The sequence below is a fragment of the Candidatus Marinarcus aquaticus genome, assembly GCF_004116335.1.
Taxonomy (GTDB): domain Bacteria; phylum Campylobacterota; class Campylobacteria; order Campylobacterales; family Arcobacteraceae; genus Marinarcus; species Marinarcus aquaticus.
On the sequence record NZ_PDKN01000002.1, the window covers coordinates 25,716 to 50,483 of the forward strand.

Sequence of the window (24,768 nt, forward strand, 5' to 3'; positions counted from 1 at the left end):
TTAATCGCTCTTTTACTGGAAATAGGTTATTATTTTTATACTTTAAAAGAAGGTTAATGATTGAGCAGAGTTAAAATATGTGGGATTACCAATTTAGAAGATGCACTCAATGCCATTAAAGCAGGCGCAGATGCTTTAGGGTTTGTTTTTTATGAAAAATCACCTCGTTATATCACCTCAAAACAAGCACGAGAGATTGTAGAAGCAATTCCTCCTTTCATACAAACAGTGGGACTGTTTGTCAATGAGAGTGAAACCATCATTAACCAAATCTCAGCTGAAGCCAAAATGCAACTGGCACAAATCATTGATGATAATAATCAATTAAATTATAAACAACTCAACATCAAACATGTTCGAGTTATTCGAGCCCAAAGTAAAGAGGATATTCTAAATATTCAAGATGAATATGTGCTTGTGGATGCCTTTGTTCCTTCCTTTGGAGGAGAAGGTAAACGTGTGGCTTTAGAGTGGTTTGATGATGTGGATTGTTCTAAAATCATTCTTGCAGGTGGTCTTAAAGCGCGAAATCTTAAAGAGCTTCATGGATATAACTTTTATGGTGTGGATGTCAGCAGTGGCGTAGAGGCTTCAAAACGTAAAAAAGATGATCAAAAGATGATTGACTTTGTAAGTAAAGCGCATGAAATCTAGAAAGAAGAGACATCCTCAAGTCAACGCGTTGGAGCTTTTGGTTAATAAGCTTCGAAAAAGAGACTATGCGCTTGAAGAGTTTTTAGAATTGCTTTCAAAAATTGAGACCAACTTTTTTGAAAATCCACAATTAGAACTGGAATTGCTCATATCCAACGGCTTACCAATTGTTGTAGAAAATGATAAAGTGAGTTTGCTCACCTCAAAACGTTTCATCAGTGAACAAACCTTTTGTATTGTTGACATTGAAACCAATGGAAGCAATGCACACAAAGGACAAATCATTGAACTGGGTGCAGTAAAAATCAAAAATGGTAAAGTCATAGAACAGTATGACTCTTTGGTTTATGCCAAAGATATTCCTGCATATGTTCAAGACGTCACCAATATTACACCAGATATGCTTGTGGGAGCCCCACCTCTTAAAGAGGTATTAGAAGAGTTTAAACTCTTTTTAGAAGACGATGTTTTTGTAGCCCATGATATTAAGTTTGATTATAAATTTATCTCTGACTCATTTGAGAAATATGATTTAGGAAAACTTCAAAACAGAAAGTTATGTACAATTGATTTGGCCAAACGAACCATTTTTGCACAACGTTATGGATTGGACTTTTTAAAAGAGTTACTCGATATTGATACACACAAACAACACCGTGCACTTAATGATGCAATCAGTACCACACATATATTTGAAAACTCATTGAAAAACTTGCCCAAAGAGGTAAAAACCGTTGAAGAGCTCATTGTATTTTCAAAATCTGACAATATCTTAAAATCATAAATTTTTTTATACGTCTGTTAGTCTTTTTTATGTAACATTTTTTAAATAGATAAAAGGTGAAAAATGAAACATATAATATTGGGTGTTTGCATCCTTATTTTGTTATCGGGTTGTGCAACCACAGGTGTTCAAAATATACAGATGGATAAAAGTTATGGATCCATAAAAGAGAGTACAATAGCGTTTGTATCGGGTAGTTTTAATGTTCCAAATGGCAGTATTTGTCAAAAGGCGATAGAGAATACCCGTCAACATTTATCCAAAAGTACGATTCTACATGATGAATATCGAGCACGTGATATTCAAATTGTTAACTTGGAAAAAAATCCAAGATATATCACTAAATTAATTTTAAATAAATACCAAACGAATAACAGAAACAGTGGTTGTAAGCCAAGTGTTATTGGAGTTACGGTGCAAATTGAAGACATAGAATATATTACAAAAAATTGGAAAGGGGATATTGATTCTACTAAAATCAATAACGTTTTTAGAAATGAGTCTCCCAAAGTGATTTGGAAAGGTGATTTTACGTTAGTTTTTAGTAATAATACAAAGCTGGATGATCTGTTTGAAGTAATCTTAAACTCATTAGATAAAGCGGCAGTATTGCCTACAAAAACGAAAACAATAGCTGAAATTAAACAAATAAAAGCGTTAGAACAAGAGAAAAATGCCAAAATCTTTTTAAAACAGTGCCTTACGAATGAAGATAATCTTAAATTGAACTATGATGCCAACTTAAAAACTTTATGCATAGGAAAAGCAGGCTTTGCTCATGTACAAAGAGAATATCATAAAAATAAAAAAGAGACACTGTTTCCAATCTCAACAAAGATTGAAGAGTATGTTACAGCTGATAAAGCGTGTTCATCCATAGGTTATAGTGTGGTCAACGGTGAAGAGTTGAAACATAAATTAAATTTTAAACAGACCTACGAACAGCAATTAAATGAGAAGTTTAATCGTGATTGTAAGATAGAACGCGTCAATGGATTGAACTTTTTGGTTTGTAAAAATAAGAACAAAAAAGAGTATTTCATAGAAGAATCACGTAAAACAGCAAATAGAATTTACGATAAGACTTTAGTTCATGTGGAGAAGTTATGTTTTGACAAATTAAAGGCATTTAATCAAAGCAAAGATAAAAAAGTATTTGAAGATAACTTTACAAATGAAGAAATCAACCAATCTTTCACGTTAGAAAGGTTGGACTTCTCTTCACAGTTAAAAGATGAACGATACAACTTCTCTTTTTATAATGGAGGAACCTCTTTACAAAAAGATGATGGTAAGTTTTATTTTGTAGGAAAAAGATTAGAAGGAGAGAAAACAAAACCAACTAGAGTTGAAGAGTATTATTTCTTTTTAGAAGATGAGAAGAATTATAATCTTAATAATGGCAAGTTTGAATTTACAAAAAAAGTTGTTAAAGAGTTTGATAAAGATGGATACGACCAAGAAGGATATGACTACAGGGGATATAATAAAAAAGGGTACAATAAATTAGGCTACGATATGAATGGTTTAGATGTACATGGTTATAACAAACATGGATGGAATCCAAAGTTAAGAATACGAGGAAAACAGATATTTGATGCGAAAGGATATGACCAAAGAGGTTATGATAAAAATGGATATGATAAAGATGGGTATGACCGCGATGGTTGGAATCCAAAGTTGAAAAAATTCAGAAAATGATAGGTTATAAACAGCCAATTGGCTGTTTATAATTAGATTTGTTTTGCTTCTGCAGCGTATTTTAATCCTAAGTCAAACGCTTTGTTATTGATATCGTGTACTTTTGCAGGTACTTTTGAAAGCATTGTTGTTCTTAAAATTTCATTATCAACAGTTTCACCCGTCATATAGTTTGCAATAGAAAGAGCAAGAACGGATTGTGTAATCACGTTTCCGACTTCTTCTTTAGCAATGGTGATGATTGGAATCTCATAAATCTTCCATTTTTGTCTGTCCTCTTCAGTTGGTGTAACTAAGTTAGGTTCAATTACAATAACTCCGCCTGGTTTAACACCTTTTTTGAACTGGTCATAAGATACTTGTGCAACTGAAAGCATGAAATCAATTTCACCATCATTTGCATATGGAAATAATATTTCACCATCTTCTAAAGTAATATCAACTACGGTTGCTCCACCTCTTACTTGTGAGGTATATGTAGAAGTTTTTAAACCATTTCCACCCGCTTTAATTTTAGCAGCAGCAAAAATAGATCCAGCAAGAAGTACACCTTGTCCACCAACACCTGTAAATCTCATTAATGTTCTAGCCATTGTGTCTCCTTATAGTTGAACCGCTGTTTTATTCTGATGTGCTTCTTGTACTTTTTTGTACATATCAGTATATTCAGCAGCTTCTGTGTCTTGTTTTAAGATACCAGTTGGGAATAACCCTTTTTGTTCTTCTTCACTCATTTTGTCAAACTTTGTTTTTGCAACTGTAATAGAGTCAATCCACTCTAAGTTTGCCATTGCTGAGTTCATTTTGTTTTTTCTACCTAAGTTAACGTGGCAGTTTGAGAAAATATCAAAGAAAGAGTAACCGTTGTGCTCTAAACCTTTAACAAATACTCTTTCAAGTTTTTTAGGATCAAGCATCGTCTCTCTTGCAACAAATGATGCTCCTGCTCCAATAGCTAATTTACAAGCATCAAATGTAGGGTCAATGTTTCCTCGTTTCATTGTAACTGTCCACATACCTTGAGGCGTAGTTGGAGAAGTTTGAGAGTTTGTTAACCCGTAAATGAAGTTGTTGACAACGATATGGTTAATATCGATATTTCTTCTACATCCATGAATGGTATGGTTACCACCAATTGCAAGTCCATCACCGTCACCTGATACACAAATTACGTGTTTATCTGGGTTCGCTAATTTAACACCCGTAGCATACGCAATTGTTCTACCGTGAGTAGTGTGAATGGTATTACAGTTGATGTAAGATGAGAATCGTCCTGAACACCCAATACCAGATACAACACACACATCGTCCATGTTCCATCCAAGTTTATCAATTGCTCGGATAAGTGCTTTTAAAATAACACCATCTCCACATCCCCAACACCATAGTGTTGGCATTTTATTAGTTCTTAAATATTCATCATAATTAAATGCCATCTTACATTCCTTTCACTTTTTCAACGATTTCAAGAGGTGCAATTGGTCGACCGTTTGCTTTAAACAACGTATCGAAATCTTGTCGTCCACTTGCTCTTTGAATCTCTTCTAAGTATTGACCTAAGTTTAACTCAGTTACCAATACTTTTTGAATTTTGTCGCATAACTCTTTGATTCTTTTTGCAGGGCTTGGCCATAAAGTAATTGGTCTGAACATACCTACTTTAATTCCTTCTGCTCTTAATCTGTTAACAGCTTCTTTAACAGATAAAGCCATTGAACCGTATGCAATAATCATAATCTCTGCATCATCTAACATATACTCTTCATTTGACTCAATTTCATCAGTGTAGTTTTCAACTTTTCTGAACAATCTTTTCATTAAGTCATCACACATTTGCTCATCTTCAGTTGGGTGACCGTTAAAGTCATGGTGAAGACCAGTATAGTGGTATCTGTACCCTTTAAACATTGGGTTCAATACGGCTGGTTGGTCATTAGGAACATTGTATGGCTCATACTCTTTTGCTGGACCATCAAATGTAGCTCTTGGTTTGATACCTGCTTTTACCTCTTCTAAAGTAGGCAGTACAGCTTTACCACTCATGTGACCAATGGTTTCATCTAAAAGTACAAATACAGGTTGCATGAATCTGTCTGCAAGGTTAAATGCTCTTACCGTTTCAGTATAACATTCAGAGAGTGTACCTGCACATAACGTGATTGATTTATAATCTCCGTGTGTTGGAGATTTTGCTTGTAAAATATCTCCTTGAGCAACACGAGTTGGAAGACCAGTCGATGGACCACCTCTCATGACGTTAACAATTACTAATGGAACTTCTGCAATATACGCAAGACCAATGTTTTCAGATTTTAAAGAAATCCCTGGACCTGAAGTCGCAGTTAATGATCTCTTTCCAGACATAGCACCACCGATTGCTGCACAAATACCTGCAATCTCATCTTCCATTTGAATCGATGCACCACCTGCAGCAGGTAGTAAATCTGAAATAGTGTGCATTACTTCACTTGAAGGAGTAATTGGATATCCACCAAAAAACTCACATCCAGCATCCACTGCAGCAATTGCTGCCAAGTCATTACCAGTTGAAATTATTTCTCTAGCCATTCATTCTCCCTTAAGCGCTTAAAACTCTGTAGTTGTTATTCTTAATCGCTTCACCACGAGCTTTTGCTTCGTCGGTTAATTTAGCGAATTTAAATTCTTTCTTGTCTGCAACATAGATTGCGAAGTCTGGACACGACAACTCACAATCCGTACAACCAATACATGATTCACTTGCTACAATAGAAATCATTGCACCTAAAGTCGAAGTTGGTTCTGGTTTCATTGCAAGCACACCAGCAGGACAAACAGATACGCATACATCACATGCTTTACATCGGTTTGTATCTACCCATACTGGAGTATTTGCAGGAGCTTCCATAATTGCCATTTTTTCCCCTTAATTTTAGTAGATAAATACATGAGAATAAACTCAAATATTAATGTTATGATAATAACCTATATTCATATAATATTTCGTAAAATAGGGATTATTTTAGAGCAATATCAATGCTTGTTACATTTTGATACAAGAAAAGTTGACATAAAAAAACGATGCATTTGTCCATATTATATTGAGATTTATGAATACTTATAATTTGAATTGTTACATTATTTCTCTTTTAAATTCACTGAGATATGATTAGAATCATAAAAGCTCTTTTCCTCGCCCCAAACTTTTTATTTTTATTGGGTATAATTACAAAAAATCAGAGATGCAAAAGGAATGGCTTGGTTTTATATCAACCCCAAAACGGGTACTGTTATAACAGCGATACACACTTTTTATACCATTTTATTGTTCAAAATCTTAATACGTTTAAAAACAATCAAGGTCAACTTTTAGATATTGGGAGTGGAAGTGGGATTTTAGGGCTCTTAATCAAACGTGATTTTCCCAAATTTCACCTCAATCAAAGCGAAGTGCAAGAGGAGTTTATTTGGCTTTCAAGTAAAAATGCACAAACCAATGGCTTAAAAAATAAGATGTATGAAGGGAATTTTTTAACACAGAGCTTTGAACAAAAGCAATTTGATATTTGTGTCTCAAATCCACCATTTTATCATGGAAGTGTGATAAAAAGTGAAAATAAAATTCTTAAAATTGCACGTTATAATGACTCCATGCCTTTGGAAAAATTCATTCAAAAAACTTACGATATTTTAAAGCCAAAAGGTAAGTTTTTCTTTTGTTATGATGTTAAGCAGATAAATGATATTATGTTACTTTTAAACAAATATAAATTTAATATTGAATCGATGCAGTTTATATATCCAAAGAGAGACAGAGATGCTACCTTGGTATTGGTTTATGCCAGAAAGAACTCCAAATCTTTGACAAAGGTTTTTCCTCCTTTGATGGTCTTTGAGAATGAAGACTTCACGCAAGACGTTCAAAACATTTATGAAAAAACACAAACACACAGTATAAAAGTAGAAATATGAGTCTTTTAACCCATAAAGAGTTTCCTTATTCGTTTGATGCAAACGAGTGTGCAAAATGCCAAGGAAACTGCTGTATTGGAGAGTCAGGTTATATTTGGATCAATAAAGATGAACTCCAGAACTTGGCGAAGCTGCTTAACATCAGTATTGAAGAGTTGGGTAGACATTATTTAAAGAAAGTAGGGTATAAATACTCTATTGTTGAAAAAAAGATTGCACAAGATAATTATGCGTGCATCTTTTTTGATTTAGAAAAACGCCAATGTAGTGTCTATGAAGCCAGACCGAGTCAATGTCGTACGTTCCCTTTTTGGGACTATTTTAAAAAAAATGAACAGGAGGTATATGAAGAGTGCCCAGCTGTAAAACCACTTTAATTGCACTTTGTAGTATACTGCTGTTTGGTGCTTGTTCGCTTAATCAAGCTGCGATTTCTGCGGATCAAAAGCTTTTTGAAAAAGAGGATGAGTATATTTTGTATGCTTTAGAGTACACACGACAAAGCAACTATGAAAAAAGCCGAGATATTTATATCAAGCTGTTTGATGAAACCAATAAAAGCGAGTATTTACTTAAAGCATTGCGTTTTTCAATTCAACTTAAAGATTTTGAGTTGGTCAAAGAGCTGTGTGAAGAAAATATGCAGATCACACAAAATGAGTATGAAGATATGTATCGCATCTATATTGTGGCACTGATTAATCTTGAAGAGTTTGATAAGGCATTGATTGAGGCTAAAAAACTGCTCAAAGCTCATAATAATATTTTAAACTATGAACTCATTGGAAATGTTTATTACATGAAAAAAGAATTTTATGAAGCAGCAGAGTATTTAGAGAGTGCTTACAGCGTCAATCATAACCCTTCAACACTTTTAAGTTTGGTTAATATTCTTTATTCATTTATCAATGAAAAAGAGAAAGCCATCTCTTATTTGGAGACCCATATCCGACTTCAAGGATGCAGTATTGAGGTGTGTACGAAACTTCTAGCCATTTATCAAGAAGAGCAAAATATGGATGGTGCGATCTCTATTTTAAAGAAGACGTACAACACTTTTAAAGCCCAAGAGAACTTCAATGGTATGATAAAAGTCTATAAACTTTTGATTGCGTATCTGGAGAAAAAAGATATCAATGAAGCGATTGCTTTTTTAGAGAAAAATCATATTGATGATTTGAAATTGATTGATTTATACAAACGAGCCAACCGAATGGATGAAGCACTGACATTGGTAAAAAAAGTCTATAAACTCAATAAAAATATTGATTTGTTAGCCCAAATTGCTATTTTGGAGTTTGAGAGTGCTAAAGATAAACGCAAAGTGCTTAAAAGTGTGATTAAAAAGTTTGAAGATGTGTTGGTGATTTTAGACAACCATGTTTATCAAAACTATTTGGGTTATTTACTCATTGATTATAATATCAATGTTAAAAAAGGGTTGTCTTTGGTGGAGCAAGCGTTGAAAAAAGCCCCTAATAACTTGGCTTATATTGACTCATTGGCATGGGGCTTGTACAAACAAAAACGGTGCAAAGAGGCCAAAAAACACATGAAACATATTGTCGATACGATTGGTTTACAGGATGATGAAATCAAACACCATTGGAAAAAAATACAGGAGTGCGGTAAATAATGATTTTAGATGAAATTATTGAAAGAACAAAAAAAGATTTAGAGAAAAGAAAAAAAGATATCAGTTTAGATTTATTGGGACGAAGTTTGGCTTCAAACCCTTTCCCTCCAAGAGATGTAAAACCTTATTTAACATCAAGCAAAGAGGAACCTGTACGAATCATTGCTGAGGTGAAAAAAGCAAGTCCAAGTAAAGGCATCATTAAAGAGGATTTTGACCCACTATTAATTGCTCAAAGCTACAGCAACAGTGGTGCCAATGCGATTTCAGTTTTGACAGAACCTCACTACTTTAAAGGAGACTTGGAGTACTTAACTCAAATCAGACGTTATGTACCAACGCCACTATTAAGAAAAGATTTTATTGTGGATAAATATCAAATTGTTGAAGCGTTGGTCTATGGAGCTGATTTTATTTTACTCATTGCTAAAGCCTTAAGCACTAAAGAGCTCAAAGAGTTGTATGAGTATGCACTGCACTTAGGATTAGAAGTATTGGTTGAAATTCATGATAAAGAGGATTTAACTAAAGCGATGAAATGTGGAGCCAATATTATTGGTATTAACCATCGAAACCTTGATACCTTTGAAATGGATATGAAACTGTGTGATGAACTCATACCTATGATTCCCAATGGCAAAATCATTGTTGCAGAAAGTGGAGTAAGTGATGTGGATACGATTAAACGTCTCAATTCTATAGGTGCTGATGCCTTTTTAATTGGGGAGCACTTTATGAGAGTGCCGTCAATTGAAGAGGAATTAACAAAATTCAAAAACGCCGTTAACGCATAAGATTGATTTAAAATCTATGCGTTATTGTAAAAATTGAGAAACTCATTTACTTTATGTAAACTCCTACCTCAATTTTTACAGCTTGCCTTTTCCTTTTAAATTCTCTTATGCGTTAAATATTTAAATCTCTGCGGTAAAAACAAGTTCACGAATCTCAGTCTCACTGAGTTCTTTTTGTTTCTCCTCAACAGTAGGTGGGTTTTTGATCTCCATGACTTTCTCTTTTAAAGAGTGCAGTTGATATTTTGTGAGATTTTTAAGCAACGTATCATTGATCATCTCTTTTTTCAAAGCATTGTTGCTAATCATTTTTGAAATAACATTTTGAAGGTTCTTTTTGGTCTTTTCAAAGTTGACTTCTTCTTCGGTTAATGCAATATACTCTTTATCTAAATAATCCATCACAGCCATGCCAGGATATTTATAGGTTTTAATGCCATTATAGACAAACTCTTGTCCTTTAATGGATGAGATAGCCACACTTGTGAAAACAGATCCTTGTACAGAAATCATGCCCTCGAGACTTGTAAGCGGATTGTGTGAGCAGATATAATCCTCTTTTACAATGCCAGGAGAAAACTCCAATGAAGCAATATTATTTCTTAAAACAATAAAACTTTTTCCTACTTCTTTAGGGCCACCACGAAGTGAAGAAATTTCATTTTTAAATGCAAGAAAACTTCCACCCACTTTTCGTGGAGAGCCTTCTAAACTGACCAATTCATTATCGCTGATGTCAAAATCACCCTCAACTTCATTGAAGTTTAATGGCAGTTTTGAAAGATTGGCAAGACGATCTGAGAGTCGAACGTTGCCTTCTACATTCACTGAGTTGTCTTCTAAAATAGTGTAGTTCTTGACTTGGTTTTTATCCAACCACTTTATAATTTCTTCTTGGTTATTCAGAGCGACTACAGGTTTATAGACATGAGAAACCACATCTTTACCCACATATTTCCAATATTTTTTCTCTTCATCAAAGCTGCTTTGCAAGTGGTTCAAACGATAATCTGTTAAGATATTCCAACCAATATCATCGGCAACACTGTTAAGATCTTTGAGTCGGTTCCAGTAGCAAATATAGTCTTGTGCCACCGTAATAGGTCCACCATAAAGTGTCTCTATATAGTTACCTGAGCAATCAAAGGTACCTTCAACATATTTAGGTCCACCACGTAAAGAGATGATTTTATTGTTTGAACATTTGAAGTATCCCTTTACTGTTCTTGGACTTCCTTTAATGGATTCTAACTCATTATTTGAGCAATCAAAATAACCTAAAACCTCTTTGGGCGCATAGGATAAATCTTTGAGTTTATTAAATGAACAGTTGAAGTCACCCACTTTTTGGGGAGCCCCAAAAAGAATATCTAAGTTGTTGTTTGAACAGTTGAAATCTTTGGTCACTTGATTTGGGCACCCTTCTAAAGAGACTAATCCATTATCGCTGATATCAAAATATCCATCGACCAAATCAAATTCTACAGGTAAACGTTTGTTTTTTAATTTACCTTTTAAATTGACACTTCCATACACGTTGACTTGGAAGTTGCTTGTAACACTGTAATTACTAATCGAAAAGCTGTCTAACCAATCTTCTATCTCTTTTACGCTTCTCATTTTTTGTCACCTTAATAACAGGACGTTGTAGTTAAAAAAATATTATTAAATATTCTAATTGATAAATTTTATCATTTTATTTCTTATATATTATTAATTTCAAAGGTTTACATGGAGCGTGTTATAACTATATTTTTTGTGTGACAAAAATTTGAGGAAAAGTTATTTGTGATAATATAAAAAGTTATTTTATGAGGTTTTTAACTTTATTTCTTTCATTTTGATTATGTTTTATTCTTAATATGGCTTCGGAAATCTCTTCAGGTAGCTCTTTTTCTATGGCAAGTTTTTCAGCTTGAACATAAAATTTAAGTGCCTCATCTAAGTTATTCAGTGCTTCATAACTCAACGCTAAATTATAGAGTACAACATAGCTGTTAGGAATTTCACGATGAAGTTGCATAAGAAGTTCTTGTGCTTCGCTGTAATGGTTGTTTTGAAGCATTTTGAGAGCATTTTCAAATCGATTCTCTTGAGATGTTGTCATCTCTTGATCCATCTCTTCAAGTAAAATAACACTGAATGTTCGATAAGATGGCGCAATATCTTTAAGTACTTTTTTAGCAATTCGTTGTGCCAATACAGCATTTCTTGTACTTTTGCTGTCCAATAAAGTTCGTTCACTGCCACATGCACTTTGTGTATCCTCTTCTAAATAACGCTCAGAAAATATGACGTGAGCACTCTCAACTTCAGTGAGTTTGATTTGCGTTAAGACACTGTATGTGTTGGTTTGACAATGCATAAAAATTTTTGAATAACGGATACACTCTTTGTCTTTATTATATTGAGCACATCGATTGTAGTTATTGACAATTTTATTATAGTGCCGTCTTTGCATACGTGAATGAATCACTTCTCCCGTTAAAAAAGCTTTGACTTGTGTCAGGCCTTTAATCGAACTAAAATCTTTAATATCAACCAATGCAGAGTCGTTGAGTCGTTTTTCTTTTAAAATTTCTTCTAAATGCTCACGCTCAACTAAGGTGAAATAGGGTTTGTTTTCAATTTTTAATTTGGATAATTCAGCAATAATACTGGCTCGTTGTCCAATCTTGTCTTGTTTAAACTCTAAAACAGAGAGTTGACGACTGCTTGGGTTGTTGACTTTAGAAGATTGAAGTGAACTAATGGTGACTTTTGGAGCACACCCTGTGAAAAAGAGTAGAAAAGAAAGGAACAGAAGACTCTTTTTCACAAATAACCCTTTATTTAAAAAGTGCAGAACCCACACGTATCATATTTGAACCGCATTTAATGGCCAACTCATAGTCGTTACTCATTCCCATAGAGCAGTAAATTGCCCCTAATGGTTCTAATTCCTTAAAGATAGCATGTGTTGTTTTGAAGCTTTTTATGATGGCTTCTTCATCTTCAACATGCGCACCAATACTCATAACTCCTTTGAGTTTGATATTTGGACAGGTATCTAAAATAGTCTTATATGTAGAGATAGCATCTTCAGGTAAAATACCTGTTTTACTCTCTTCATACGCTGAATTGATTTGAAGCAGACATGACATGTTTTTACTTTTTGATTCAAGCTTTTTTTGCAGTTCTTGGGCTAACTCTAAAGAGTCTAAGCTTTGCATCAAGGTAGGGTTTAAATCAATGAGGTTATTGATTTTGTTTTTTTGAAGACGCCCCACAAAGTGCCACTCTAAAGGAAACTCTTCAAGTGTTTCACTCTTTTGTTTCAGATCTTGTACTTTGTTTTCTCCAAAGGCTCGTTGTCCTGCTTCATAAAGTTTTTCTATATCTTGGGCCGTTGAGTATTTACTGATGCCGATGATTTTTACAATATGGTGATGACTCACACTCAAACGAGCAGTTTCAACTTCAGCAATGACTCTATCTAAATTCTCAATGGCTGTTTTAGTATCCATTTTTTCTATCCTTGCATCAAACGATTGATATCGTTAAAAATTCCCAATAACATAAGACCCGCTAAAATGACCCAACCTGTAATGGTTAAAATCATAAAGACTCTGTCACTTGGTTTTCGTCGTGTGATCATTTCATAAAGATTAAACATAATGTGCCCACCATCCAGTGCTGGAATAGGCAGTAAGTTTAAGACCCCTAAGTTCACTGAAATCAGTGCCATAATAGAAAATAGAGCAATGATTCCACTTTGTGAAGCATCTGAAATGACTTTTCCAATGGTAATTACACCACCCACTTCACTGCTTGGAATAATGCCTTGGATGAGTTTTTGAACACCTAAGAAAATCATTTTTGAAGACTCAATGGTTTTATCATAAGCAAATACAAGCGCTTCAATAGGGTTATGGTGAATGGTGACAACCTTAGGTGCAGGAGAAATCCCGATCATTCTTTTTTTAATCTCTTCGCCAAAGATGTTTTGTGCATCTGAGATATGAGGATTAATATTAATCACACGCATGGTGTTCTCTCGTTTGATATGAAGTTGAATCATACCTTGTGAGTTTTTAATAAAATTACCAATATCATCCCACGTTTTTACCTCTTTGCCATTGATTCTTAGAATTTCATCATTTATTTGAATCCCTGCTTTTGATGCAGGAGAGTTTTCTAAGACTTTTCCAATAGTAGGAGCAAGTGCATTACTTCCCATGAGTGCAATGGCAAAGTATAATACAGCAGCCAATGCAAAGTTGGCAAAAGGGCCAGCAAAAAGTATGACAATACGTTGCCAAGGCTTTTTGTTGTTGTAAGAATCATCTCCCGCTTCATTGAGGTTGGGTTTCGAGTCATCTTGCCCTTTCATTCGCACATATCCACCCAAAGGGATAAGTGAGAATTGCCACGTTGTACCTTTAAACTCTTTTGAAATGAGACGTTTTCCAAATCCAATTGAGAATGTGTGCACGGTAACACCAAAAAAACGTGCGGCTAAAAAATGTCCTAATTCATGGATAAATACAAGTATGGATAGAACAATAAGAAAATTAATTAAACCCATAATTATCCTTTAAAATATTCTTTACTGTACTCATATCCAGAGTACAGTGTTAATGCAACTGCAATCCAAAGTAGAGCAGTGGCATAAGGCCAATTCATGATTAAAAATCCAATGGCAATCATTTGCACCACGGTTTTTACTTTGCCTGCCATAGATGCAGCCACACTTTTACCTTCGGCAACTGCCATGACCCGAAGTCCTGTGATGAAAAACTCTCGTGTAAGAATTAAAAAGACAGCCCACACACTTGCACGGTCAATCAACATAAGACCTAAAAAACCTGCAAGCATGAGCATCTTATCTGCCAGTGGATCTAAAATAGCTCCCAGCTTTGTTTTTTGATCCCAGTTTCGTGCAATAAAACCATCAAAAAAGTCTGTCACTGAAGCAATGACAAAGATTAAACCTGCAAAGTAATCCAACCAACTTGGATGCCATGAAGCAAAGAGTTCATTGTTTCTATCAACTAAAAACCACAGCATCAAAGGGGCCAAAGCAATTCTAAAAAGCGCCAGTAAATTAGGTGTATTTAAAGCTTTCTTCATTATCTGAACGTTGTTCCACCATCAACAATAAGCGTATGACCTGTAACCCATGAAGCTTCATTGGTGCATAACCAGTAACACGCATTGGCTAAATCTTCTGGTTGACCCATTCTATTAAGTGCAGAAAGCTCAGCAGTTTTTTGTTTCACTTCTTCATAATTTGTGAATGCTCGTAATGCATCGGTTTCAATTGGACCACCTGAAACGGCATTGACTCGAATACCTATCTCTCCAAGTTCAGTTGCAGCATATCGTACCATTGCTTCAACGGCAGCTTTATTGGTACCATGACCTGCATAGTTTTCGATGTAGACTAAATTTCCTGTTGAACTTAATGAAACAATGGCACCACCACCTATTTTTTCCATTCGTTTAGCGGCTTGTTGTGCACCACAAACAAAGGCGTTGACAGTGGCTGTGTAGATGTTGTTCAAACCTTTTGGTTTGAGTTTCATAAATCGCCCATATCCACCTACAACAGCTCGTCCATAAATCATTGCATTTGAGATAAAGTAATCAACTCGGTCGAAATCTTCATCGATTTTTGCAAAGAGCTCTTTATAGTTCTCTGGTTCTAAAATATTAAAAGCATAACATCGTGCTTTAATTCCGTATGTTGACTCTAAGTCTTTGACCATCTCTTTGGCCACCTCTTCATTTGAGTTATACGTAAACGCTACATTGACTCCCTCTTTAGCGAAACGATACGCTGTCGCTCGACCAATTCCTTTTGTAGCACCTGAAATAACTAATGTTTTACCTTGCATTATTTTTTTACCTCATATTGTTGAATTACATCTTCTAATTTTTTCATTGTATCTGCACTTGGCATGGTAAGTGGCAGACGATACTCTAAAGTATCTAAAAGACCCGCAATGTACATGGCGGCCTTAATTGGGATGGGGTTGCTCTCTACAAACAGTGCCGTGTTAATCGCATAGAGTTCGTTGTGAATTTTACGTGCTGTTTCAAAGTCACCCTCTAATGTTGCATGTACCAATTTACTTTTTAAGTTTGGAAGTAAGTTGGCTGTAACAGAGATAATCCCTTTCCCACCATTTGCAAGCATAGGAAAATCAATGGCATCATCTCCTGAAATCACACAAAAGTCCGGTCGTTCGGAAATAAGTTGTGTGGCTCGCTCCAGTGAACCCGTTGCCTCTTTAATGGCGTAGATGTTTTTTACATCATCATACAATCGAATGGCAGTAGAGGCTTCAATATCAACCCCGGTTCTTCCTGGTACGTTATATAGCATAAAAGGAATCTCAACGGAAGTTGCAATGGCTTTATAGTGTTGATATAACCCCTCTTGAGTTGGTTTGTTATAATATGGAGCCACAGATAAAAGTCCATCTGCTCCCACGGCTTGTGCATGTTTTGCAATATCACACGCTTCATGGGTTGCATTTGACCCAGCACCGGCAATAACTTTAACATGTGTATTTTTACATGTAGCAACCGCAATTTCAATACACTCTTTATGCTCTGCATGGCTTAAAGTGGCACTCTCTCCTGTTGTCCCCACAGGAACAACAGCATCCATACCTTGTTCAATTTGTCTTTGTATCAGTCTTTCATAACTCGCAGTATCCAGTTTCCCATCTTTAAATGGCGTAATCAATGCGGTCATTGCACCAATAATATTATCCATCCTATCTTTTCCTTTTAAAATTATCTGTTATTATTTGTTTGATACTGTATCAAACGGTTTACTCTTTATCTTTTTTCAAAATCACAGTTGTAGAGTTTTTCTTGGTTAAATATTTTTTTGCAACTTCCACAATATCTGCAATTTTAAGTTTTTCAATATTCGCCTCATGTTCAAATAAAGGTTTAATATTCTCTCTTACAAAGTAGCTACCATATAAAGAGGCCACACTGCTAGAGTTTTCCAATGAAAATACGAAGTCTGCTTTGGTATTGATTTTAATCTTCTCCAACTCAGACTTCTTAATCTTGCCTTCTTTAATCTCTTCAATGATTTGAAGAATCTCTTTTTCAACCTCTTTGGCTTTTACATTTGGGTTGCATACCGCAATAAACATAAACACGCCTGGGTCTTTAAGTTCCATATTGTATGCATAAATTCCATTGACCAGTCGTTTTTCATCGACCAGTTTTTTATGTAAAATGGAGCTCTTCCCTGAACTTAACAGCTCACTTAATGCTGAAAGTGCAACTTGATCTTTATGTTCAAAGTTGGGTACATGATACGCCATGGCCAACATTTGAACTTGAGAGTCTTTATAGATTGTAACTCTCTTTTCACCATCTTGTACGGGTTCTACTGTATGTATACTTTCAGGAATCTCTTTGGTGTTCTTAATGCTTTTGAAGTACTCTTTAGTCTCTTCAAATACTTTGTCTTTATCTATGTCTCCTGCGACAATTACAATGGCATTTTTTGGTTGATAATAGGTTGCATGAAACTCTTTAATGTCTTCAATCGTCCAGTTTTTAATATCATGGGTAAACCCAATTGGTGTCCAGTGGTATGGGTGATATAAATAGGTATTGTTAAAGAGTCGAAACTGTAAATATCCCATTGGGTTATTGTCTGTTCTCCAACGTCTCTCTTCTGCAACAACATCACGTTCTGGCTGAAACTCTTCATCTTTAAGTGTTAAGTTTTCCATCAATTCTGCAAACAGTTCTAAAGATTTAGAGATGTTTTGAGTACTTGATTTGATGTAATAGTGCGTATAATCAAATGATGTTGAGGCGTTGTTTACTCCGCCAAATCCTTTTACAATTTCATCAAATTCACCTGCATCAAGATTTTTAGTTGATTTGAAATTGAGGTGTTCAAGCATGTGTGCAATACCTGATTTTCCCATTGTTTCATTTCTACTTCCAACTTTATAAAAAATATCTGTTGTAATAACATTGGTTCCATTTTGCATTGGAATAGCAACAATTTGTAACCCATTTTCCAGAGTTTGTGTATAATATTTTGGTAAGCTGTTGCTCATTAACTCTCCTGTTAATAAAATGAATAGTGAAAAATGAATAACGGACCATTTTTTAAGAATGGTTAATATTGTTTTATTCATTTAAACCCTTTATTTTAAATCTGAACCGATCACTTCTTGAATGTTTTTAAAGCCATCTTTGTGCATCAATTGAAGCAATCCAAGATTGATGTTTCGAACCATTCCTGGCCCTTCAAAAATAAGACCAGTATAGCATTGTACTAAAGAAGCACCTGCCTTTAAACGTCGGTATGCTTCTTGCGCATCGCTGATTCCACCCACGCTGATTAAAACCGTTTTACCGTACAACTCTTTGGCAATGGCTTTAAAAAGTTCATACGATTTCTCTCTTAATACTGCACCTGAAAGTCCACCAATATCTTTTGGGTTTGGAACAAGCGAGTAGTCAATGGTGGTATTGGTTGCAATAATACCATCTGCACCACTTTTAACAGCTGTGTTACATAACTCAATGGCTACATCGGCTTCCATATCGGGAGCAATTTTAAGAAAAATAGGCTTTTGCGTTAAACTTTTTGCCATGGTAAAAAGCTCAGTAATAAAAGCTTCATTTTGTAAATCACGAAGGTTTGGTGTGTTTGGACTTGAAATATTAATCACCAAATAATCACTGATATCTTTAAATCGATTGATTAAGATTTTATAATCTTCCAGTGCATGTTCTTGGGGTGTTGTTTTGTTTTTACCAATATTAGCACCAATAGGAATAGAGTACGGATACACCTTTGCTAAATTTTTAGCAACAACAAATGAACCTTCATTGTTGAATCCCATTGCATTTTGAAGACTCTTTTGGTTTGGATGTCGAAACAGTCTTGGTTTTGGGTTTCCCTCTTGCGGACGAGGTGTCATGGTACCAATTTCAGTAAAACCAAACCCCAGTGCTTTCATACCTCTTATCATGGTTGCATTTTTGTCAAAACCTGCCCCTAAACCAACAGGATTTTGAAACGTCATGCCTAAAATTTCTTGTTGTAAATCATCACTGATAATAAAATTTCTTTTGACCATGTAGTTGTCAATGCTCTTTAAATAAGGCAAGGTTCTTAATCCACACTCTGCAATGGCATGCGCCGTTTCAGGGTTAAACATAAACAGTATTTTCTTTAATCCTTCGTATTTAAACAATGTGCACCTTTTTAAAAATTTTAATATTTTATCGAAATTGCTTTGAAATAATCTTAATTATAAAACAAAGCTAGATATTTGCAAGGTTGTGAAGACGTTGATACTCTTTGCATGATGTTTTCAATTCTGCTTCACTTCCCATACATACAATTTTCCCTTGCTTAAACACGGCAATATTATTGGCATGTTTAATTGTACTTAAACGGTGTGCAATGATAAACGTGATTTTATCTTTGCTGATTTCTCCAATCACTTCTGAGATAATGGATTCACTCTCATTATCCAATGCCGATGTTGCTTCATCTAAAATAAGAATTTTAGGGTTTTTATATAAAGCTCTGGCAATGGCAATACGTTGTCTTTGCCCTCCACTTAAGTTCACTCCAAACTCATCGAGTATGGTATGAATACCTTGTGAAAGACCTTGTACAAACTCATACGCATGGGCTTGTTTAAGCACTTCGATGACTCTTTGTTCATCAATTTCTTGACCATAGGCAATATTGGCTGCAACGGTGTCATTAAAGATATAAACTCGTTGCGTTACAATAGAGATATTGTCTCTTAAAGCAACAGAATTAAGCTCTTTAATGTTCACCCCATTAAAGAGAATCTCTCCCTCATTGGCTTCATAGAATCTTGGAATAAGGTTGACTAATGAACTTTTTCCTCCACCACTGTCTCCTACAAGTGCAATGGTCTCTCCCAAGTTAGCTTCTAAGGAGATACTCTCTAAGGCTACTTTTTCATCATATTTAAGTTGCACATTTTTAAACTCTATTTTCTCTAACTTCTCAGGAAAAGCTTCACTTCCTGATGGAATCTCTGACTCTAAAGCTAAAATTTGATTGATACGTTCATTGGCTGCAAGTGCACTTTGCATTTTGTTGTATAAAGATGAAAGCCGTTTAATAGGCGTGTAAAGCATAAAAAGTGCTGCCATAAATGAGAAAAATGCACCTACAGTAAGAGTGCCATCAATGACTTGGTGCCCTCCAATGATAATAACAGCTGCCACTGCTACTGCACCCAGAGTCTCCATAAGCGGTGAAACCAATTCATTGGTCTTAACACTTTTGATACTGACGTTAAAAAACTTTTGGTTGTATTGACCAAATTTCGTGCTCTCTAACTCTTCAGTAGAGTTGGCTTTGATGATTTCAATGTTGTTAAACGTTTCACTTAAATGCGATGTGATGTCTGAAATAGACTCTTGTGATTTAAATGAGAGTTTCTTCATTTTTTTAGCAAGTCGTGAAAGGGGATAAATAGCAATGGGCATGACTACCAAACCATAAAATGCAAGTTCTGGACTTTGGTAAATAACGACACCCACTAAAGCAATGATGGTTAAAACTTCTCGTAAAAACTCTGCAATGTGACTGGATACGGTATTTTGAATTTTATTAATATCATTGGTAATACGAGAAATCAGCTCTCCACCATGTCTTTTTTGGAAAAAATCAATATCCAAAGTGAGAATATGGCTTAAAAGTTTGTCTCTTACTTGACGAATAATATCTTGTCCCACATAAGAGATATAATACGCTTGTATATAACCACCAAACCCTTTAGCAAAATACAAAACAATCACAAAAAAAGGCAAAATTTGAAGCATTTGCTGATCTTTGGCAATAAAAATTTCATCTAAGAGTGGTTTAATAACATACGCACTTCCACTTGAACCACCTGCTACCATTAACATACCAATAAAGGCATAAAAAAATTTGAGTTTATAGTTGGCGTAGTAGGGGATATACTGTTTAAAAAAATCTAACATCGAGTTCCTTATAATATCTACATTTATTATGAAAAGAGGATATTATAGCCAAATCCTTTAAAAGGATAGCTTAGGACTTTAAAAGAGTATAGAAACGTCGGAAACCAAACGCTTTGATAGTGAGATAAAAAAGAATAAATCCACTTAATGTTGATGCAAATGCTAACCCAGCAGCTTCAAATGGAATGATAAAAGCCAATGAAAAAACAATGTTCCAAGCAAGCGCTTTCATTGAAATTTTAGCAGCCAAAAACTGTTTATCCGTTGCGTATAACCACAGTGAAAATATCTTTGCTAACCCAAAAGGGATAAGTCCAATGAGATACATGGTCAGAATCAGTGCCGTGTTTTGAGTATCTGTTGATGTAAAGGCTCCTCTTTCAAAAAGCAATCGAATAATAAGTTCATCAAAAACGATGCCAACAAGAGTCGCGACACTTAAAAGACCTAACAAAATCATGAATGACTTTTTCATCAACTCCAATGCTCTGTTTTCATCTCTGTTTTTAATCGCTTTTGCGACCATTGGAAACAGTGCAATGGAAGTGGCAATGGCAAAAAGAGCCAATGGCAGTTGAAAAATACGGTTTCCATAATACAAATATGAGATGTTTCCAGCAACTAAAAAAGAGGCCAACCAGGTATCTAAAAAAGCAGAAATATGGGTAGTTGATGAACCCATCGTCGCACTTAAAAAGTTTTTATAAAACTTATTGGTGGTGTTGTTTCTAAGCTTTTTAAAGGTGAAGACTTTAAGCAAATTTTTGCGTTTCATTGCCATGATATGCACCAATACTTGTAAAACTCCACCTGCAAGGACGCCATAACTTAAATAGTATGTGATGGTGTATTTGTCCATATTTTGTGAAAGCAAGAGTGCTGCAATAAGGGTTAAATTTAACAGTGCTGTTGAGTATGCAGTGGTGGCAAAATGATTTTTATACTGAAGCAGTGCCGCCATAAAAGTAACAATAAATATCAAAGGCAAATAGTAAAAGTTTATGGCAACCAGTGGCGCAGCTAAATCAACGGTGTCTTGCGAAAACCCAATGGCAATGGCTTTTGTAATGACGTGTGAAAAAAGAGTTACAATGAGTGATAAAACAATGATAAATGCTAAAAATTGTAAAAAGACAATCGATGAAAAACGGATTTTTTGTCGTGTTTTGGCATAAGCTGGAATAAAGGCTTGTGTAAATGCCCCTTCTGCAAAAATTCTTCGAAACAGATTGGGTACTTTAAAAGCAATAAAAAAGATGTCTGAAAAGATATTTGCTCCTAAAATAGAAGCCATCAGTAAATCTCGGATAAATCCTAAAATACGTGATGTTAAGATACCACTGCTGTTGGTGAAGATTGATTTAATTAACACGGAAATCACTTTTTTGATAAATTATAATTTGAACATGAGATTTATAGTATCCCAAATGTCCTGACATTATAGTGATATTTTGCCCATTGTTGGGTAAAAGAGTTTTATCTTTGGCGTAGAGTTTGATCTTTTTATCATCAAAATATACATAGCCATTTTTAAATACACCTGTTAAGTTTGTGATGATTTCATTTTGTTGTTCTAAATCAAATAAATCAATACTGTTCGCCTCTTTGTAAAAAGAAGAGGGATTTATGGTGTTCACTTTATGCGCTACGATTGTAAAATTTTTAATCTCTTTAAGACCAAAATAGTTCTGTATTTGTTCCACTTCTAAATCATATACCTCACCTAAATTTAACTCTTTAGCATTGTTAAACGCATAAATAGCTCGGCTCTTTTTTTGTTTTAAAATGGCACTGTTATCATGTTTGTATATCACCATGACCTCTTTTAATGTAAGGGGTTTATCCAAACGTTTTGTTTTGTAAAGATACCCTGTCGTGTAATCAGGCAGTGTATCCTTGGTGGGTACATAGGGTTTGGTATCAAACGAGGCCATGATAGGAAGATGGTCAGAGTAACCTCTGTTTTTATTCCATCGTTTGATATTTCTATTTTGATACAAGTAGTCTGGTTTAAAGACTTGAAAACTCTCTTCAAGATAAGAGATGTTTTGATTATCAAACAAAGAGGCACTGAGTAAAATGTTGTCAGGTGTTTGATTGTGTCCTTTGTAGATGTAGCTGAACCGTTCATTATAAGGCAGGTCAAGCCAGAGGTTATAATGCACTTTTTGCGTATGATTTAAGATGTTTTTTTTAAGAACAAATTCATTGTCCAGTGTGGTATTTAAAATTTGATTGATGCCTGTAATGCCTAAAGAGTCATTGAGCTTTTTATCCTGTTTTAAACTTAAGTATTCGTTGTAATTGGAGTTAAAATCTCCCAATAAAATATAATCAATGTCGTGCGCGAGGGCGTCGATATATTTTTTTAATGCCAAAGCGTACTCTATACGTGCACTTTCTGGTTGTCTTTTTGAACTCCAGTGATTGTTAAAGAGGTGAAACTTTTTATTCTCAATGAGCACAATGACCTTTTGAATATGTCGTATGGTTTTCGATTTTGAAGTGACATAGACTCTTTTTGGGTTAAGCAACTTATATTTACTGATAAATGCTGTACCTACAGCTGTTTTACTGTTTTTTAAAAAATGATGATATTGGTATTGTGGTACTTTTTGAAGCAAAGCATCCAAAGCTGCTTGTGACTCTATTTCTTGTAAGGCAACAATATCTGCATTCATTTCATTGAGGACTTGTGCAAGATTATTGAGTTTGGTTTCTTGTATTTGTGTATCCCATTGCCCTTTTTTAGGGATATACTCTTTGTACTCTGTCTGGTCATAATTCAAATCAAAAAGGTTTTCTACATTATATGTGGCAACACTGAATGGGGTCGCATGAAGATAACAGAGTGTCAATATAAAAAGGATGAGTTTTTTCATAGAGGAATTATAGTTTAATTTTGATTATAAAAAGGTGTTGTAATTGTTACAACAAAACCCAAAGGTTTCGTTGTAAATTGGATTTATTTTTTAGAGTTAAGTCGTGATTGATACTCTTGTGGGTGTTTACACACAGGACACATTTTAAGTGCTTTTTTACCTCTGTGAACGTGTCCACAGACTTCACAAATCCACTCTTCTTCGTCATCATCACTGACATGTTCTTTTCCTGCTTCAAGTCTTTCAAGAAGAGATTTGTACATATTTTCATGTTCGATTTCAATTTTTCCAATAAGGTCTAACATTCTTGAAATATCATTGTGACCTTCCTCTTTAGCAATTTTTGCAAAATCAGGATACATCGTAACATTCTCATAACTTTCACCTGCAATGGCAATACCTAAGTTCTCTAAAGTATCTCCTAGTTCTTTTCCACTGTTTAATAAGTTGTAGGCTTTTAGCTCAAGTTTTGCGTGCATTTTTTCATTGTTTGCTGCACGTTGGAAATGCTCAGCAATATCTCTGTAACCCTCTTTTTGTGCTACTTTTGCAAAATATTCGTATTTATTTCGAGCCATTGATTCGCCTGCGAATGCTTTCATAAGATTTACAGAAGTTAAATTTTTTGTAATCATTTCCATCTCTTGATCACAACAGGTCAGTTTTCCCCCACCTACACTTGTAACTTCTACAACGTTACCACATTTATTACACTTGTATGATTCATACTGTCTCATTCTTTCTCCTTAAGTTATATTGGATAATTTTTTTCCTTTGAGAATTATACGCGACTAATTCTTAAAAGAAAATAATTATCCACAAATAATTTCTTTTATTAACGAACACTTTCAATTATATTATATATACTTTTAAGATAAAGTATAGTAATTAAACGAAATTAAAATAAAAATTACTTATTATACAGTTTTAAAATAAGGTTTTTAATATGAATTATGTAGATTTATTAAAAAGATATAATTTAAAGGTTACACCGCAAAGAGTAGCAATTGTTCAAGAATTAAATGATTATGGACATTTAAACATTGATCAACTCTACAATAAAATGGTGAATAAATTTCCAACAATTTCATTGGCTACTATTTATAAAAATATGAATGCCATGATTGAAAAGCTATTTATTCAAGAAGTGAAAATTCCAAATGAAAAATCAGTGTACGAACTCTCTAAAGAGCAACATGCACATGTGGTTTGTGAAAAATGTAAGAAGATTGAAGATGTGGTTTTAAATACAACGGCATTGATGAGTGAAGCACAAAGCAAATCTCATTTTCAAATCAACAGTTCTGCATTTGTCTTCAGTGGAATTTGTTCAGAGTGTTCAAAATAGTC

At 34.6% G+C, this 24,768-nt stretch carries 25 protein-coding genes; 8 read left to right on the forward strand and 17 right to left on the reverse strand.

The features are described from left to right. The first annotated feature begins 60 nt into the window (after nt 1-60). The 3 genes from CRV04_RS02775 (at nt 61) to CRV04_RS02785 (ending at nt 3,139) form a co-directional block, all read left to right on the forward strand. Nucleotides 61-654, forward strand: coding sequence for a phosphoribosylanthranilate isomerase (locus CRV04_RS02775; RefSeq protein ID WP_128995167.1), 594 nt, complete (start codon nt 61-63; stop codon nt 652-654). After that, on the forward strand, nt 644-1,438 hold the full coding sequence (locus tag CRV04_RS02780) for a 3'-5' exonuclease (RefSeq protein ID WP_128995169.1): 795 nt from the start codon (nt 644-646) through the stop codon (nt 1,436-1,438). The genes CRV04_RS02775 and CRV04_RS02780 overlap by 11 nt, the downstream gene beginning before the upstream one ends. Before the next feature lie 63 nt (nt 1,439-1,501). Further along, nucleotides 1,502-3,139: a hypothetical protein gene (locus tag CRV04_RS02785; RefSeq protein ID WP_128995171.1), complete on the forward strand. Its 1,638-nt coding sequence runs from the start codon at nt 1,502-1,504 to the stop codon at nt 3,137-3,139. 32 nt (nt 3,140-3,171) lie between these two features. Here CRV04_RS02785 and CRV04_RS02790 read toward each other — a convergent pair whose 3' ends face one another. From CRV04_RS02790 to CRV04_RS02805, 4 genes are read right to left on the reverse strand one after another with little or no spacing between them, the layout of a single operon-like run. Next, a complete protein-coding gene (locus tag CRV04_RS02790) occupies nt 3,172-3,732 on the reverse strand; it encodes a 2-oxoacid:acceptor oxidoreductase family protein (protein ID WP_128995173.1) in 561 nt (186 codons plus the stop codon). 9 nt (nt 3,733-3,741) lie between these two features. Then, a complete protein-coding gene (locus CRV04_RS02795; protein WP_128995175.1) occupies nt 3,742-4,575 on the reverse strand; it encodes a 2-oxoglutarate ferredoxin oxidoreductase subunit beta in 834 nt (277 codons plus the stop codon). Nucleotide 4,576: 1 nt separating this feature from the next. Further along, nucleotides 4,577-5,707, reverse strand: a complete 1,131-nt coding sequence (locus CRV04_RS02800; protein WP_128995177.1) for a 2-oxoglutarate synthase subunit alpha — start codon at nt 5,705-5,707, stop codon at nt 4,577-4,579. Between the two features lie 10 nt (nt 5,708-5,717). Next, the gene (locus tag CRV04_RS02805) at nt 5,718-6,035 is read right to left on the reverse strand and encodes a 4Fe-4S dicluster domain-containing protein (RefSeq protein WP_128995179.1); all 318 of its coding nucleotides are present in this window, start codon (nt 6,033-6,035) and stop codon (nt 5,718-5,720) included. Between the two features lie 341 nt (nt 6,036-6,376). Here CRV04_RS02805 and CRV04_RS02810 point away from each other — a divergent pair, with 341 nt between their 5' ends. From CRV04_RS02810 to trpC, 4 genes are read left to right on the forward strand one after another with little or no spacing between them, the layout of a single operon-like run. Further along, entirely contained in the window at nt 6,377-7,090 is a 714-nt protein-coding gene (locus CRV04_RS02810; protein ID WP_128995181.1) for a tRNA1(Val) (adenine(37)-N6)-methyltransferase, read from the forward strand. Beyond that, nucleotides 7,087-7,467 carry a YkgJ family cysteine cluster protein gene (locus CRV04_RS02815; protein WP_128995183.1) on the forward strand — a complete coding sequence of 127 codons (381 nt, stop codon included), beginning with the start codon at nt 7,087-7,089 and terminating at the stop codon, nt 7,465-7,467. The genes CRV04_RS02810 and CRV04_RS02815 overlap by 4 nt, the downstream gene beginning before the upstream one ends. Beyond that, nucleotides 7,443-8,726, forward strand: a complete 1,284-nt coding sequence (locus tag CRV04_RS02820) for a tetratricopeptide repeat protein (RefSeq protein WP_128995185.1) — start codon at nt 7,443-7,445, stop codon at nt 8,724-8,726. The genes CRV04_RS02815 and CRV04_RS02820 overlap by 25 nt, the downstream gene beginning before the upstream one ends. Beyond that, the gene (gene trpC, locus CRV04_RS02825) at nt 8,726-9,520 is read left to right on the forward strand and encodes an indole-3-glycerol phosphate synthase TrpC (protein WP_128995188.1); all 795 of its coding nucleotides are present in this window, start codon (nt 8,726-8,728) and stop codon (nt 9,518-9,520) included. Before CRV04_RS02820 ends, trpC begins: the two co-directional genes overlap by 1 nt. 120 nt (nt 9,521-9,640) lie before the next feature. Here trpC and CRV04_RS02830 read toward each other — a convergent pair whose 3' ends face one another. The 13 genes from CRV04_RS02830 to CRV04_RS02895 all read right to left on the reverse strand — a co-directional run bounded on the left by CRV04_RS02830 (nt 9,641) and on the right by CRV04_RS02895 (nt 24,155). Next, nucleotides 9,641-11,140, reverse strand: a complete 1,500-nt coding sequence (locus tag CRV04_RS02830) for a hypothetical protein (protein ID WP_128995190.1) — start codon at nt 11,138-11,140, stop codon at nt 9,641-9,643. Nucleotides 11,141-11,324: 184 nt separating this feature from the next. Beyond that, the gene (locus tag CRV04_RS02835) at nt 11,325-12,338 is read right to left on the reverse strand and encodes a tetratricopeptide repeat protein (RefSeq protein ID WP_164969109.1); all 1,014 of its coding nucleotides are present in this window, start codon (nt 12,336-12,338) and stop codon (nt 11,325-11,327) included. Between the two features lie 10 nt (nt 12,339-12,348). After that, nucleotides 12,349-13,026, reverse strand: coding sequence for a YggS family pyridoxal phosphate-dependent enzyme (locus CRV04_RS02840; RefSeq protein WP_128995194.1), 678 nt, complete (start codon nt 13,024-13,026; stop codon nt 12,349-12,351). 5 nt (nt 13,027-13,031) lie between these two features. After that, nucleotides 13,032-14,087: an RIP metalloprotease RseP gene (gene rseP, locus CRV04_RS02845; protein ID WP_128995196.1), complete on the reverse strand. Its 1,056-nt coding sequence runs from the start codon at nt 14,085-14,087 to the stop codon at nt 13,032-13,034. Nucleotides 14,088-14,089: 2 nt separating this feature from the next. Then, entirely contained in the window at nt 14,090-14,632 is a 543-nt protein-coding gene (gene pgsA / locus CRV04_RS02850; RefSeq protein WP_128995198.1) for a CDP-diacylglycerol--glycerol-3-phosphate 3-phosphatidyltransferase, read from the reverse strand. Next, entirely contained in the window at nt 14,632-15,399 is a 768-nt protein-coding gene (locus CRV04_RS02855; protein WP_128995200.1) for an enoyl-ACP reductase, read from the reverse strand. The genes pgsA and CRV04_RS02855 overlap by 1 nt, the downstream gene beginning before the upstream one ends. Next, complete coding sequence (gene dapA, locus CRV04_RS02860) at nt 15,399-16,286, reverse strand: 4-hydroxy-tetrahydrodipicolinate synthase (protein WP_128995202.1); 888 nt, start codon at nt 16,284-16,286, stop codon at nt 15,399-15,401. Before dapA ends, CRV04_RS02855 begins: the two co-directional genes overlap by 1 nt. Before the next feature lie 58 nt (nt 16,287-16,344). Beyond that, nucleotides 16,345-17,607 carry a M16 family metallopeptidase gene (locus tag CRV04_RS02870; RefSeq protein ID WP_128995680.1) on the reverse strand — a complete coding sequence of 421 codons (1,263 nt, stop codon included), beginning with the start codon at nt 17,605-17,607 and terminating at the stop codon, nt 16,345-16,347. 90 nt (nt 17,608-17,697) lie between these two features. Next, a complete protein-coding gene (locus CRV04_RS02875) occupies nt 17,698-18,756 on the reverse strand; it encodes a quinone-dependent dihydroorotate dehydrogenase (RefSeq protein WP_128995204.1) in 1,059 nt (352 codons plus the stop codon). A 70-nt stretch (nt 18,757-18,826) separates the two neighbouring features. After that, on the reverse strand, nt 18,827-20,536 hold the full coding sequence (locus CRV04_RS02880) for an ABC transporter ATP-binding protein (RefSeq protein ID WP_128995206.1): 1,710 nt from the start codon (nt 20,534-20,536) through the stop codon (nt 18,827-18,829). A 70-nt stretch (nt 20,537-20,606) separates the two neighbouring features. Continuing rightward, nucleotides 20,607-21,908, reverse strand: coding sequence for a murein biosynthesis integral membrane protein MurJ (murJ, locus tag CRV04_RS02885; RefSeq protein WP_128995208.1), 1,302 nt, complete (start codon nt 21,906-21,908; stop codon nt 20,607-20,609). After that, a complete protein-coding gene (locus CRV04_RS02890; protein ID WP_128995210.1) occupies nt 21,898-23,418 on the reverse strand; it encodes an endonuclease/exonuclease/phosphatase family protein in 1,521 nt (506 codons plus the stop codon). The genes murJ and CRV04_RS02890 overlap by 11 nt, the downstream gene beginning before the upstream one ends. Before the next feature lie 83 nt (nt 23,419-23,501). Next, entirely contained in the window at nt 23,502-24,155 is a 654-nt protein-coding gene (locus tag CRV04_RS02895) for a ferritin family protein (RefSeq protein WP_128995212.1), read from the reverse strand. Between the two features lie 209 nt (nt 24,156-24,364). On the opposite strand from CRV04_RS02895, the gene CRV04_RS02900 reads away from it, so the two are divergent. Next, on the forward strand, nt 24,365-24,766 hold the full coding sequence (locus CRV04_RS02900; protein ID WP_128995214.1) for a Fur family transcriptional regulator: 402 nt from the start codon (nt 24,365-24,367) through the stop codon (nt 24,764-24,766). Nucleotides 24,767-24,768 lie beyond the last annotated feature (2 nt).

Coding starts and splice junctions, on each gene's coding strand:
- CRV04_RS02780 (WP_128995169.1), top strand. CDS start 644: ATGAAATCTAGAAAGAAGAGACATCCTCAAGTCAACGCGTTGGAGCTT.
- CRV04_RS02785 (WP_128995171.1), top strand. CDS start 1,502: ATGAAACATATAATATTGGGTGTTTGCATCCTTATTTTGTTATCGGGT.
- CRV04_RS02790 (WP_128995173.1), bottom strand. CDS start 3,732: ATGGCTAGAACATTAATGAGATTTACAGGTGTTGGTGGACAAGGTGTA.
- CRV04_RS02795 (WP_128995175.1), bottom strand. CDS start 4,575: ATGGCATTTAATTATGATGAATATTTAAGAACTAATAAAATGCCAACA.
- CRV04_RS02800 (WP_128995177.1), bottom strand. CDS start 5,707: ATGGCTAGAGAAATAATTTCAACTGGTAATGACTTGGCAGCAATTGCT.
- CRV04_RS02805 (WP_128995179.1), bottom strand. CDS start 6,035: ATGGCAATTATGGAAGCTCCTGCAAATACTCCAGTATGGGTAGATACA.
- CRV04_RS02815 (WP_128995183.1), top strand. CDS start 7,087: ATGAGTCTTTTAACCCATAAAGAGTTTCCTTATTCGTTTGATGCAAAC.
- trpC (WP_128995188.1), top strand. CDS start 8,726: ATGATTTTAGATGAAATTATTGAAAGAACAAAAAAAGATTTAGAGAAA.
- CRV04_RS02830 (WP_128995190.1), bottom strand. CDS start 11,140: ATGAGAAGCGTAAAAGAGATAGAAGATTGGTTAGACAGCTTTTCGATT.
- CRV04_RS02840 (WP_128995194.1), bottom strand. CDS start 13,026: ATGGATACTAAAACAGCCATTGAGAATTTAGATAGAGTCATTGCTGAA.
- rseP (WP_128995196.1), bottom strand. CDS start 14,087: ATGGGTTTAATTAATTTTCTTATTGTTCTATCCATACTTGTATTTATC.
- pgsA (WP_128995198.1), bottom strand. CDS start 14,632: ATGAAGAAAGCTTTAAATACACCTAATTTACTGGCGCTTTTTAGAATT.
- CRV04_RS02855 (WP_128995200.1), bottom strand. CDS start 15,399: ATGCAAGGTAAAACATTAGTTATTTCAGGTGCTACAAAAGGAATTGGT.
- dapA (WP_128995202.1), bottom strand. CDS start 16,286: ATGGATAATATTATTGGTGCAATGACCGCATTGATTACGCCATTTAAA.
- CRV04_RS02870 (WP_128995680.1), bottom strand. CDS start 17,607: ATGAGCAACAGCTTACCAAAATATTATACACAAACTCTGGAAAATGGG.
- CRV04_RS02880 (WP_128995206.1), bottom strand. CDS start 20,536: ATGTTAGATTTTTTTAAACAGTATATCCCCTACTACGCCAACTATAAA.
- CRV04_RS02890 (WP_128995210.1), bottom strand. CDS start 23,418: ATGAAAAAACTCATCCTTTTTATATTGACACTCTGTTATCTTCATGCG.
- CRV04_RS02895 (WP_128995212.1), bottom strand. CDS start 24,155: ATGAGACAGTATGAATCATACAAGTGTAATAAATGTGGTAACGTTGTA.
- CRV04_RS02900 (WP_128995214.1), top strand. CDS start 24,365: ATGAATTATGTAGATTTATTAAAAAGATATAATTTAAAGGTTACACCG.